This window comes from Methanosarcina acetivorans C2A (genome assembly GCF_000007345.1).
Classification (GTDB): domain Archaea; phylum Halobacteriota; class Methanosarcinia; order Methanosarcinales; family Methanosarcinaceae; genus Methanosarcina; species Methanosarcina acetivorans.
This window is the reverse complement of record NC_003552.1, coordinates 1,198,719-1,211,827: the sequence shown is the minus strand read 5'-3', so window position 1 is coordinate 1,211,827 and position 13,109 is coordinate 1,198,719. Positions and strand designations below refer to the sequence as shown.

10 protein-coding genes and 1 pseudogene are annotated in these 13,109 nt (G+C 44.0%); 6 read left to right on the top strand and 5 right to left on the bottom strand.

All coding sequences use genetic code 11. From position 1 onward, the window contains the following. From cdhB to acsC, 5 genes are all read left to right on the top strand, one after another. Positions 1-513 (top strand): CO dehydrogenase/acetyl-CoA synthase complex subunit epsilon, encoded by a 513-nt coding sequence (gene cdhB / locus MA_RS05305; protein ID WP_011021050.1) that lies wholly within the window; start codon positions 1-3, stop codon positions 511-513. Between the two features lie 24 nt (positions 514-537). Then, on the top strand, positions 538-1,947 hold the full coding sequence (cdhC, locus tag MA_RS05300) for a CO dehydrogenase/CO-methylating acetyl-CoA synthase complex subunit beta (RefSeq protein WP_011021049.1): 1,410 nt from the start codon (positions 538-540) through the stop codon (positions 1,945-1,947). A gap of 55 nt (positions 1,948-2,002) precedes the next feature. Continuing rightward, positions 2,003-2,764, top strand: a complete 762-nt coding sequence (locus MA_RS05295) for a carbon monoxide dehydrogenase accessory protein CooC (RefSeq protein ID WP_011023761.1) — start codon at positions 2,003-2,005, stop codon at positions 2,762-2,764. Between the two features lie 236 nt (positions 2,765-3,000). After that, on the top strand, positions 3,001-4,311 hold the full coding sequence (gene cdhD, locus MA_RS05290; protein WP_011021047.1) for a CO dehydrogenase/acetyl-CoA synthase subunit delta: 1,311 nt from the start codon (positions 3,001-3,003) through the stop codon (positions 4,309-4,311). 3 nt (positions 4,312-4,314) lie between these two features. Further along, positions 4,315-5,721 (top strand): acetyl-CoA decarbonylase/synthase complex subunit gamma, encoded by a 1,407-nt coding sequence (acsC, locus tag MA_RS05285; RefSeq protein WP_011021046.1) that lies wholly within the window; start codon positions 4,315-4,317, stop codon positions 5,719-5,721. 202 nt (positions 5,722-5,923) lie between these two features. Here the strand turns inward: acsC and tnpA are convergent. After that, positions 5,924-6,279: pseudogene (tnpA, locus tag MA_RS05280) on the bottom strand (IS200/IS605 family transposase). A gap of 84 nt (positions 6,280-6,363) precedes the next feature. Here tnpA and tnpB point away from each other — a divergent pair. Further along, on the top strand, positions 6,364-7,476 hold the full coding sequence (tnpB, locus tag MA_RS05275; RefSeq protein ID WP_011021045.1) for an IS200/IS605 family element RNA-guided endonuclease TnpB: 1,113 nt from the start codon (positions 6,364-6,366) through the stop codon (positions 7,474-7,476). Positions 7,477-7,671: 195 nt separating this feature from the next. On the opposite strand, the gene prf1 is transcribed toward tnpB, so the two are convergent. The 4 genes from prf1 to MA_RS05255 all read right to left on the bottom strand — a co-directional run bounded on the left by prf1 (position 7,672) and on the right by MA_RS05255 (position 12,203). Continuing rightward, positions 7,672-8,919 (bottom strand): peptide chain release factor aRF-1, encoded by a 1,248-nt coding sequence (prf1, locus tag MA_RS05270; protein ID WP_011021044.1) that lies wholly within the window; start codon positions 8,917-8,919, stop codon positions 7,672-7,674. 287 nt (positions 8,920-9,206) lie between these two features. Next, complete coding sequence (gene cydB, locus MA_RS05265; protein WP_011021043.1) at positions 9,207-10,250, bottom strand: cytochrome d ubiquinol oxidase subunit II; 1,044 nt, start codon at positions 10,248-10,250, stop codon at positions 9,207-9,209. 2 nt (positions 10,251-10,252) lie between these two features. Next, positions 10,253-11,569 carry a cytochrome ubiquinol oxidase subunit I gene (locus MA_RS05260; protein ID WP_011021042.1) on the bottom strand — a complete coding sequence of 439 codons (1,317 nt, stop codon included), beginning with the start codon at positions 11,567-11,569 and terminating at the stop codon, positions 10,253-10,255. A 220-nt stretch (positions 11,570-11,789) separates the two neighbouring features. After that, positions 11,790-12,203, bottom strand: coding sequence for a Fur family transcriptional regulator (locus MA_RS05255; protein WP_011021041.1), 414 nt, complete (start codon positions 12,201-12,203; stop codon positions 11,790-11,792). Positions 12,204-13,109: the final 906 nt, after the last annotated feature.

The following is a 13,109-nucleotide window of genomic DNA, read 5'->3' as shown; positions in this document are numbered from 1 at the left end:
ATGGTTGATACTGCCAAGAATACAAAGTTATTTACCAGTTATGGAGTGAGTACCTCAAAAACTGTTACGCCTGAAATAGCTGCAAAGCTGATATCAAAAGCAAAGAGACCACTCCTTATGGTAGGGACCCTGACCCTTGATCCGGAACTCCTTGACCGTGTGGTAAAAATTTCAAAGACTGCAAACATCCCGATTGCTGCAACTGGGAGTTCTCTTGCAAGCCTTGCTGATAAAGACGTGGATGCAGAGTACATCAACGCCCACATGCTCGGCTTCTACCTCACTGACCCAAACTGGCCCGGCCTTGATGGAAATGGGAACTATGACACCGTCATAGTCTTAGGATTCAAGAAATTCTACATCAACCAGGTATTGTCCGCAGCAAAGAACTTCAGCAACTTAAAAACAATTGCAATTGAAAGAGGCTATATCCAGAACGCAACGATGTCTTTCGGAAACCTTAGCAAGGCAGATCACTACGCTGCCCTGGACGAGCTAATTGACTTATTATAATTTTGATTTAGGAGGCGAAATATTATGGTAGAATTTCCATTTGAGATTTCCCCAATGTTTGAAGGAGAAAGAGTAAGGAAAGAAGGAATGTTCGTCGAACTTGGAGGCCCCAAATCCCTCGGTCTCGAACTTGTCCGTGCAAAGCCTATGGATGAGATTGAAGACGATAAAGTAACAATCGTCGGTCCTGACCTCAAAGAAATGGAAGAGGGAAAGACCTACCCCTGGGCAATGATCTTTAACATAGGTGGAGAACTTGTAGAGCCTGACCTTGAGTCTGTAGTCGAAAGGCGTGTCCACGACTTCATCAACTACTGCCAGGGCATTATGCACCTCAACCAGAGGTACGATGTCTGGATGAGAGTGTCCAAGGACACCGCTGCAAAGATGGACTCGTTTGAGCCCTTCGGACAGGCCGTCATGATGCTCTTCAAGACAGAACTGCCCTTTATCGAGAAGATGCAGGTTACATTCTACACCGAACAGGCTGAAGTTGAAAAGCAGATGGAGACAGCAAAGGAAATCTTCAAGGCAAGAGACGAGAGGACAAAGGACCTCCATGATGAAGATGTGGACGTCTTCTACGGATGTACCCTCTGCCAGTCCTTTGCTCCGACCAACGTTTGTGTTGTCTCCCCTGACAGGGTCTCCCTCTGTGGTGCAATCAACTGGTTCGACGGCCGAGCAGCAGCAAAAGTAGACCCCGAAGGCCCACAGTTTGAAATCGCCAAGGGTGATCTTCTTGATGCCAACACCGGGGAATACACCGGGGTCAACGATATTGCAAAGAAACTCTCAGCCGGAGAATTCGACAAAATCAAACTCCACTCCTTCTTTGATTCCCCACACACCTCCTGTGGATGCTTCGAAGTAGTAGGGTTCTATATCCCTGAAGTAGACGGTATAGGCTGGGTTAACAGGGAATACCAGGGAATGGCCCCGAACGGGATCGGATTCTCAACAATGGCAGGTCAGACCGGTGGCGGTAAGCAGATCGTAGGTTTCCTTGGCATCGGTATCAACTATTTCTACTCCCCGAAGTTCATCCAGGCTGACGGTGGATGGAACAGGGTTGTCTGGCTCCCCTCGATGCTGAAGGACAAGATTATAGACACCATTCCTGAAGACCTCAAAGACAAGATTGCAACCGAGAACGACTCCACTGACATTGAATCCCTGAAAGCCTTCCTCCAGGAGAAGGGACACCCGGTAGTTGCTACCTGGGCAGCAGAGGAAGAAGAAGAGGAAGAAGAGGAAGAAGAAGAGGAAGTAGCAGTTGCAGCAGCTCCAATGATGATGCCAGCAGCCGGCTTCCAGATGCCTGCAATGCCAATGATGTCAGGCGGTTCAAGCGGCGGAATTAAGCTGACCTTCAAGAACGCAAAGATCACCATTGACAAAATGATCATCAGCGAGAAGAAGGAAAAGAAATAACTGAGTGACGACAGGCAATTGCCTAAAACCGAAAAACAATAAAAAGGGGTATGCTGTGACCAAAGTAATTGCAATAACGGGAAAAGGTGGGACTGGTAAAACAGCGGTAGCGGCTCTTCTGATCCGCTACCTTTCCAAAAAAGGGAAGTTTCTACTGGCAGTTGATGCGGATGCAGATACTAACCTTCCTGAAACCCTGGGATGTGAGAATGTAAAAACAATCGGGGATGCAAAAGAGTTTCTACAGGCCGAGATTACAAAACCGAGACCTGATAACCCCGATATGAACAAAGAGTCAATACTTAAAAGCAAGGTCTATGAGATAATTGAAGAGATGCCGGGATACGACCTCCTTGTAATGGGAAGGCCGGAAGGCTCAGGATGCTATTGCTATGTAAACAACCTGCTACGCGGAATAATGGACAAACTGATCACGAATTATGAGGTGGTTGTAATTGACGCGGAAGCAGGGCTTGAGCATTTCAGCCGAAAGATTATCCGGGACATAGATGACCTTATTGTAGTAACTGACGCTTCACGAAGGGGATTTCGGACTGCCGAAAGGATAAGGGAACTGGTGAGTGAACTGGATTCAAATGTGGGAAGAATTCACGTTATTGCAAACAAAGTTACAGATGCTAACCGCGAAGAGCTCACTAAACTGGCAGAGGAGTTGAAACTAAGCCTGATAGGTATGATACCATTAGATCCAAAAATTGAGGAAATGGACATAAAGGGAATACCTCTCTATGAAATAACGGATGATTCGGTTGCTGCAATGGAAATCGAAAAAATAGTACAAAAACTGGGGTACTGAGCCCATAAGTTTGAACCTGTGGATGATGCTGAACCATACCTGAATCAAATGTGAGGAGACCAGGGCCAGTTTAAGAGCTTGAAACGGCATTTAAAGTAATAAGAGTAACGGGACAGGGAAATTCCTGCCCCGATCCCTGTTTATAAAGGGAAAAAGTGGAAACAAATCCTGTATTACATCCTTTATTATACAGTCACTCGTAAAAACGGACAAATTACGGAAACGGTGAGGTTTACATGGCAAAGAAAATGAAGTTATCTGATATAACAAACATGTTCGCGGGGATGGATGTAGAAGCCCTCGAAGGTGTGACTATTGAAGGGGACATTGAGATAGATCTCGGTGGACTCGGAGGCGGCTTTGACCCGATGCTTGCCGCAGCTCTTGGGCAGGAGAGCGCAGTACTTGCCCAGCACTTCGCAAGACTTGCAGGCATGTTCGGATACCCTGTGGGAATTGGCGCACCAGCAGCTCCGGCGGTTTCCCCTGCTCTGGCAGCCCCGAAACTGAAGGATCTAATCCCTGCAAAGTTCGATGTTGCTAACATCGCTGAGTGGGCAACCGAGATCCAGGAAGTACCTATAGGAAACACCTCGGCAGACGGCGGAAGCCGTGGAAAGAGAGTGATGTTGGGTGGAGAGAAAGCCCTTCCGTTCTACTTTGACGCACCAATGCCGAACAGGAACCAGGTCACTATTGACGTGTTCGACATGAGGATAGGGCTTGCAAAAGCTGTCAAGGAGAACTATGATGAAGTCATGGACAGCCCGGGAGAATGGGCAAAGAAGAACGTTGAGAAATTCAACGCTGACATGATCACCATACACCTGATTTCAACAGACCCGCTTATCAAAGACACTCCTGCAAAGGAAGCAGCCAAGACAGTAGAAGAAGTGCTCCAGGCTGTTGATGTGCCAATTGCCATCGGCGGATCAGGGAACCCACAGAAGGACCCAGAAGTACTGGCAAGAGCAGCAGAAGTTTCGGAAGGAGAGCGCTGCCTGCTTGCATCGGCCAGCCTGAACCTGGACTATGCAGCAATAGCAGAAGCAGCACTAAAATACGATCACGATGTGCTTTCCTGGACACAGCTGGACATGAACGCCCAGAAGGAACTAAACAGGAAACTCATGAAGCAGTGCAACGTCCCAAGAGACAGAATCATCATGGACCCGACCACTGCAGCCCTCGGATATGGTCTCGACTACGCTTACACCAACATGGAGCGTATCAGACTTGCAGCCCTAATGGGTGACGACGAACTGACATTCCCGATGTCTTCAGGGACCACAAACGCATGGGGTGCCCGTGAGTCATGGATGGTCAGCTCCCCACTAAAGGAAGACTCCGACTGGGGCCCGAGAGAGTACAGAGGTCCGATATGGGAAATCGTTACAGGACTGTCACTTGCAATTGCAGGAAACGATCTCTTCATGATGATGCACCCAACATCGGTTGCTGTCCTGAAACAGATAACCCAGACCCTATTCGGTATGATCGACACAGAGCAGGTTGATGTCGCTAACTGGATCGGAGCGGAGGTGTAAAACATGAAAATAAACAGCCCATTAGAAGCTTACAAGTACTTGCCCCAGACAAACTGTGGAGAGTGTGGTGAAGCTACATGTATGGCTTTTGCCTCCAAGCTGATAGACAGATCAGGAAAGACATCAGACTGTCCACCCCTTATTAAGGAGAAGAAATTTGCAAAGAAACTTGCAGAACTCGACAGGCTCCTTGCACCGGAAATTCGCCAGGTAACCATAGGAGTAGGAGAGAAGGCAGTCAATATTGGTGGGGACGATGTCCTGTACCGCCACAAACTCACATTCTTTAATAAGACGAAGATGTTCTTCGATGTGGCAGACAATATGGATGAAGCTGCCCTTGTTGAGAGAGTTAACAGCATCGCTAACTTCAGAAAGTTCTATGTAGGCCGAAACCTGCTCCTCGATGGGGTGGCTATCAGAGCTGTTTCCAATGATCCGGCAAAGTTTGCAGCGGCTGTAAAGAAGGTAGCTGAAGCAGGCTTGCCCATGATCTTCTGTTCTTTCAACCCTGCGGTCCTGAAGGCAGGACTGGAAGCAGCAAAGGACCTGAAACCGCTGCTCTATGCCGCAAACAAGGACAACTGGAAGGAAGTAGGAGAACTCGCAATTGAGTACAAGGTCCCTGTGGTTGTGTCAGCTTTCAATGACCTTGATGCCCTCAAGACCCTTGCAAAGACATATGCAGAGGCAGGAATTAAGGACATTGTGCTTGACCCCGGAACCTACCCGACAGGAAAGGGCCTGAAGGATACATTCACCAACTTCTTGAAGATAAGGAGAGCGGGAATTATGGGAGATACCGAGATCGCATACCCGATAATGGCTCTCCCGTTCACTGCATGGATGGCTGGAATTGCAGACCCTGTTAGTGCATCATACTGGGAAACCGTGATGGCTTCGGTGTTTACGATCAGGTACGGAGACATAATGATTCTCCACAGTCTGGAGCCATATGCAACCCTGCCTGAGGTACACCTGGCAGAGACAATCTACACTGACCCGAGGACACCTGTCTCCGTGGACGGAGGCATGTACAAGGTCGGAAGCCCGACAGCAGACTCCCCGGTGCTCTTTACAACAAACTTCGCACTCACATACTACACTGTGGAGAGCGATATCTCGTCCAACGGCATTGACTGCTGGTTACTTGCAGTTGACACCGACGGGATAGGTGTGGAAGCAGCAGTTGCAGGTGGACAGCTGACCGCTGACAAGGTAAAGGATGCATTTGACAAGGCAGGCTTTGACCTCAAGACAGCCGTAAACCACAACACTGTAGTTACTCCGGGACTGGCAGCTCGCCTCCAGGGTGACCTTGAGGACAAGCTCGGTGCAAATGTCAAAGTAGGCCCAATGGACTCAGGCCGTATCCCGGGATGGATGGAAAAGAACTGGCCGCCTAAATAAAGACAGAAAAAATTGAAAGTTAAGATTCCGTGTCGAAAAGACACGGTACTTTTTCTATTTTTTTAAAAGCTCAATTTTCGACTACAGCAAAAATCGAACCCATAAATTACCTTCCCGGTAGTTGACGGTATCAAATTGGGTAATTTATATAAAGAAGTGTAAAACCCCTGAGTCTTTAGCTCAGGGGATATAAGCGTCAACTTCAACCCTGATTCCTTATGTAATATTCTGCTGCCTCTTTACTAACATTTCTGATTGTAGAAGCAAAATATCCATCACTCCATAACGTATTTTCGCCCCAATAATACTTTTCCAGATATTCCCTTTGTGATTTCCATAACCTGTTAGTAGATTCTTGTTTCAATTTTCGGACAATTGATAGGACACTAACCTTTGGTTCACTCTTATCAGGAAATGGATGTGATCTTTGTCTGTTTCCATTTCCATGATTTCAAAATTAGATTCTTCCGCAATATCAAATATAATCTGTTTGAGTTCTTCGCTAATCGGTTCAAGTATGACTTTTTGATATTTGCAAACAAAGATAACATGGTACATTAACAGAAATTTGCTATGATTTCTCGTTTCATACTTTATATTTACCAGAAACTATACATATTGTTAAAGCATATAATACTTTGAATGATGAAAACGTTCAAATTTAGACTCTATCCTACAACTACACAAGCTGTTCAATTGAATCAGCATATAGGTAGTTGCAGGTTTGTCTACAATTGGGCGTTAGATCAAAAAATTAAAACTTACGAACAAACTGGGAAATCAATTTCCAGATTTGACTTAAACAAATTAATTCCTACTCTGAAGGCTTCTAATGAATGGTTAGGGGAAGTCAACTCTCAATTATTACAGGGGATGACTAAGCAGGTTGAGTCTGCTTTCACTCGATTTTTCCGAGAGAAGAATGGATTTCCGAAGTTTAAGTCAAAGAAAAATCCTATCCAGTCTTTTCCCGTACCCCAACACTATTCTGTGAATTTTGAAAACCATACCGTTAAACTTCCTAAAATTGGTGAGATTAAAGCAGTTCTTCACCGAAAGTTTGATGGAGAACTTAAAACAGCTAGGGTATCAAGGACTTGTAAAGGGCATTACTACATCAGCGTCCTTGTTGAAGACGGTAAAGAACTTCCTGAAAAACAGGGATTCTCAGAATCAACAACAGTAGGAATATATGTAGGTATCAAAGATTTTGCCGTCCTTTCCACAGGAGAAAAGATTGAGAATCCTAAATACCTGAAAAACTCTTTGCAAAGGTTAAAGGTCCTTCAGAAAAGAGTATCAAGGAAACAAAAAGGCTCTAAAAATAGGGCAAAAGCCAAACAGAGGCTTGCTGTACTCCACGACAAAATAACAAATCAGAGGAATGACTTCCAGAACAAACTCTCTTTTAGACTTGTTAGCGAAAACCAAGCTGTAGCTCTGGAAACTCTGAATGTTAAAGGTATGGTTAAAATTCATCATTTGGCACAGGCTTTAAGTGATTCAGCATGGAGCAGCTTTGTAACAAAGTTAGAATATAAAGCAGAATGGTTTGGAAAAGGCGTATTAAGGACAGGACAATTTGAACCTTCTTCTAAGCTCTGTAACGTGTGTGGATACCATAATAAAGAGCTTCAGTTAAAAGACAGAGAATGGACTTGTCCTGATTGTAAAACAAAACATGATAGAGACATAAATGCCGCTATCAATATCAAGAAATTCGCTCTCATAGATCAAAATCTAATTGGATTGTAACACCTACGGAACGTGGGGAAGAGCTTGGGGACTTGCCCTCAATAGAGGGAAGAATGAACCAAGAAGCAACTCAGTCTTTAGCTGAGTGGTAGTTCACGTGAATTCATTAACTATCAAACCCATTAACTATCAAACCCATTAACTATCAAACCCATTAACTATCAAACCCATTAACTATCAAACCCGTGAACCGACCTACACCCCCGTGTTATATCTAAGGATTGCAGCAATTCCGCCAAAAGCTATCATAAGTTGAGAGCCTTCGTCGAAATCTGTTGATATAAAAGCAATCCTTGCATCGCCTTTATCAGCGAGTTCTGAGAGTTCACCAACTGTATCGATAACATCCGTGACTTCAAGTTCAGAATCGCATTCAGGACAATGTCCAATCGCAGGAACAGCTTCACCGGTTTTCCATTTTCTTGTCCGTTTATTCTCATATCCGCAAACCCTGCACTTGAGAGTTACTCTTTCAGCCCGCAGTTCTTCAGAAAGCAAAAGCACATCAACCGCCTTTATCTCAAGATTTGCCCGTACGTTGTCCTCTCCATAAGATATTTTACCGGACTCGGTAGCGATTTCTTTAAAAAAGATTTCCATATCTTTCTTTTGCTTAAGTAAGTCAATACTCTGGAGCGTTTCCTCTGCTGCATTTATTAACTCTGAAAAACCCGATTCATCCGTATACCCCGTATCAAACAGTCCAAGAACCTTTTTCTGAAGTTCATAATGCAGAAATCCGCCTTCATTGAACTCTTCTTTAGTTGGGGAATGCCCCCCTATAAGAATGCCTTTAAGCTCAGCCGGATCCAGTTCAAGGAATGCCTCACTTGTAGCATCCCCTATTCTCTTGTAGAAATCATGAATCGCAATGCGCCTGAGCTGTTCAAAACGATGCGCACTCTGCCCTCCTTTTCGTTGTTTGCCTGGAACGGTAGAGTGAAGATGCTTAATAACTTCAGTTTGCCTGCCTACAAGCATTCCGATAGTCGCTTCTCTCAGATCAAGAAGTAAAAGCCCATAAGTTGTACACTCCCTGAGCATTTCTTCAAGAGGCTCAAGATAAAAAACGGAATCACAGCGATATATGTAATCTGCAACAGGTTCAGGAGGAAAAAGAACTTCGTTTACCATGCCTGTCCTGTTAGCTCCGGTATCGACAGTTCCTGTAAAATAGACGATCCCATTTTCCGGGATTTTGTGAAGAGACCTTAACTTTGCCAGCAAAGAATGAAGTGCTTCCTGTACATTATTGCGGATAAGTTTGGATATTATGTTCGAAGCCTGCTCATGTTCTTCTCTCAAATGCTTTGTAACATCTGAGATCTGTTTATCAGGAGGGATATAAAGGGAAATTAATTCTGTGCTCCTCCCATTTTTACTTTTTAGAGTTTCAAGCTGCTTTTTAAATACATATTTTTCATATGTACAGTATTCAGCCATTCCAGCTTCCTCCTTCTCTCATTTAAAATAGTTAAGGGACCTCAAAATGACATAAAACTATAGTGTTCATTTATGATTTATCGTTTAAAAAACATTTTTTAAATTTTCATTCAAAACTCCCCTCAAAGCTCGCCTGCTCACGAAGTAAGCAGATATGTTACGGTTGCTGGCAAAAAAGAGAAGAAGCGGAATCGGTAGCTACCCCCAAATTGATTTTTCATTATTTATGATAAATCCACGTTTCATAGATAAAATGACAAAAGAAATAAAAAATGAAAGAAAACAGGTCAGTATTCGACCTGTTCTGTTTCTGTTATCTTTTCCCTGAACAGCGTATACGCCCACAGCTGGTAGATGATAACTATGGGCACGAATACCAGTGCACCCCCTAACATGACGCTCAGAGTCATATGGCTTGATGCAGCCTCAAAGATATCTATCCCGTACTCAGGAGAGATGGAGGATTTGAGCATATAAGGATAGATACTTGCAAGCCCGCCTTCAACTATGAAAAGAAACGCCAGGAGGTTGCTGCAAAAGGCCGGAAACGCCCTGCCCTTTTTTGCGAAAAATACCGATAGGACAGCACCCCCTACAGCAAGAACCGGCAATAAGTACAGAACCGGCATGGACGAATAGTTGGTTGCAAAGCCTTCTACACCCGCAAAGGAGTATGCCAGATAGACCAGAGCAAATATGAGTACAAGAAGAGCGCTCTTTTTTGCCAGATCCCCTGCTTTTGCAGCTACGGCGCCTTCAGTTTTGACATTGATCCAGAGCGCACCTGATGTAACACTCATAAGCACGAACAGGACACCGCTAATCAATGCATACGGGCCGAAAAGTCCGGGAAGAGTACCTTTATAAACTCCTCCTGAAGCGATTTCGAGCCCCTTGAAGAAGTTTGCAAATGCAACTCCCAGAACCAGAGAGACCAGCAGGCTTCCAGCGAACCATCCCCACATCAGGAACTGCTGTATCCGGGGATTATCATCCTTGTGGAGATATTCCACGGAAATGCCCCTTGCGATCAGGCCGATGAGCAGCAACATCATAGGCAGATAGAGGAAAGTAAACATCTTCGAGAATACCAGAGGGAATGCAGCAAATGTTCCTCCTGCAGCAAGGATTAGCCATACTTCATTACCGCCCCAGAAAGGACCAACAGAGCTCTGGATCTGGATCCTCTGCACCTTATCTGCGGCAATGAAGGGTGTCAAAAGCCCTGCTCCAAGGGAAAAGGAGTCTGCAATGAAGTAAACTCCCCATATTACACACCACAGGAAGAACCAGACAACAGCAAGCATATCATGAGTAAGGAAATCGAACATCTTCACTCAACTCCTGTTGCATTGACTACGGTTTTCTTTATGAGGTATATCTCAAAGACTATAAGGACCAGATAGAATGCACTGATAAGGACAACACTTAACAACACATCCGATACGGGGACCGATGATATCCCGTTAACTGTCTTTAGCAGCCCGTATACTATCCATGGCTGCCTTCCTACCTCGGTTACAATCCAGCCGGCAGTAATGGCAATATACGGAAGAGGAATAGACCACATCAGCAGCTTCAGATACTTATCCGATGTGTACAGCTTGCCTGACTTTTGAAGATATAAACCTAAAAGAGCCTCTATGATGAATAGGGACCCGAGAATTGTCATCAGCCGAAAGCTCCAGAATACCATTCCTACAGGCGGCAATTCATCCTGAGCTAGCTGGTTAAGTCCTGTTATCGTCCCGCTGAAACTTCCCGTATACAGGAAACTTGCAAGCCCTGGAATTCCCAGCAACTGAACACTATTGGAACCGGTGCTCGAATCAGGTGCCTGTATCAGATACATGGGCACTGAAGTCCCTGTTTCCCATATCGCGTCCATTGCCGCTCCTTTAGCTGGTTGAAGTTCAGCAACATATTGTGCATAACCGTGACCGAGAACCGGAAGCATGACCGCAGTAACGAGTGCTATGACAACTGCTATGCCAAAAGACTTCCTGAACACTTCGCTATTGTTCCTTTTAAGGAAATGATATGCACAGATCCCCATGATCAGGAATGCTGTCAGAAGATATGCTGAAAGCAGAGTATGTACCAGCATGTACCACACATAACCGTTTGTAACCAGAGCAAGGAAATCGGTCATAATCACCTTGCTCCCATCAGCAGCCATCTCATACCCTACGGGGTTCTGCATAAAACCGTTAGCAGTGATAATCCATAATGAAGAGATGTTGGTACCCAGAGCGACCATCCACATGGAAAACGCCTTCAGTTTCTGACGGGAGCGGTCAAGGAATATCCATGCGCCAAAGAAAGTGCCTTCAAGAAAGAAAGCCAGTAACGCTTCCACCGCTAAAGGCGGTCCGAAGACATCTCCCATGAATTCCGCATAGGCGCCCCAGTTAGTACCGAACTGAAAAGTCATTGCAAGACCTGTTACCAGACCTATTGCAAAGTTTATCTTGAATATTCTTCCCCAAAAGTCAGCCATCCTTCGCCAGGTTTCATCTTTGTTTTTATAGTATACCGTTTCCATGACCGCCACCAGGAATGCGAGTCCCAGTGTTAGTGGAACGAACAGGAAATGGAATGCAACCGTTATGGCAAACTGAAGCCGGCTCAATAAAAGTAACTCAACCATTCGTTATCCCTCGTTTTTTTATTTACTGCACAAGATCATATTTACGCTGAAGCAAGCCGATGTCTTCCGGCATGGCTTGCAGATTATTCATGCTCAATCTAATAAATGAAAATCTGAAATGGAATGTCGTGTATCATCCGATTTTTATCTTTAACTATCTGAAAGAGATACCATTGTACAGCCGGATAACACACTGTTCCCACTCGACGCTCTGCTCAGGTTATGTTTCCTCCTTAAGCTCCTTACACTTTTTACATATCCCATAGAAGTTAGTGCTCGTTGAAACAATAGTAAATCCTTCTATTCCCTCAGCTATCTTCATTGAGTAATCCAGCAATTGTTCCGAATTAAAATCCTCCATCTTTCCGCATTCCCGGCAGATGAGATGGTGATGTGGAATGAAGTTCGCTTCAAATCTTGAGACCCCTTTTACATTCACCTCCTCCAGTAACCCTTTCTCCGTAAGGAATTTAAGATTCTTATAAACGGTAGCCTTGCTGATACGCGTCAGTTTTTTTCTAACCCCATCATAAACTTCGTCTACAGTGGGATGACCGTCGTGTTCACGCAGGAAATCAAGTATTTCGACTCTCTGGTTTGTGTATTTCATGTCAGCTTTCTCTGTGGGCTTCATTGTCGTCCACCTAAATTACCTGTGAAAACAGGTTTATTCCAACATATATGATATTCATTACTAAATGATATTAATTGTTATTTAACAATTGCTATCATCTTCTGTATTTCTTTACTCAGAGAAGGAATGTAACTGCCTTCTTTTCCTAATGCCGTGAATTACAGTTGTTCCCACTAAAGAACACTAAAAAAGAGCAATTTTGGATTTTAATAGAAATAAGAGGGATTTAAAACCTTTTCAATCGAATATACAGTCTTTTAAGGCTTTAATTGAAATATAGATCCAGATTTTAACGTTGTCTTTTGAGAGAATCAACTAAGAATCTATCCGAGAAGTGTTGTTCTCTCTGTGTCTAATAAAAGGCAATGTACACGAAATAGGCAAGGTACACAAAACTCTCTGAAAACTTCTCTCCATGTCCGCATGATTACGAAGTGAGCAGATATCGGGCGACCACTGAAAAAAGGAAAAAATAGAGTCTGCAGATGAAATAAAAAGCGTGTTAATGATGGCACATCAATAGTAGCGTCTATGATAACCAGTCTGGACCAGAACCTATCCGAAAATCTGCAATCTACAGTAACTTTAAAATATAATATGCATAGCTGAAGCAAGCATTCGATAATACAGACTGCAGTAACATTTGCAACATTCCATTTTGAATTTTCAGATCGGTTCTAAGTATCGATACAGTATATTATACAAAAAGAGTAACTACTTAGTATCTGTGGACTTCACAGAATTTTGTCAACATATTTCATTTTGATGATTAGAGCTCTACTTTGACAGAAGCATACAATTTGTAATGTATAAATGGGCTGGTTGCTTTTGTTTTTGGCAAACAGATACACATTATATATTGTGTTTGTAAATTCCTTGCTACTTTGTACATTTCTAAATATATGC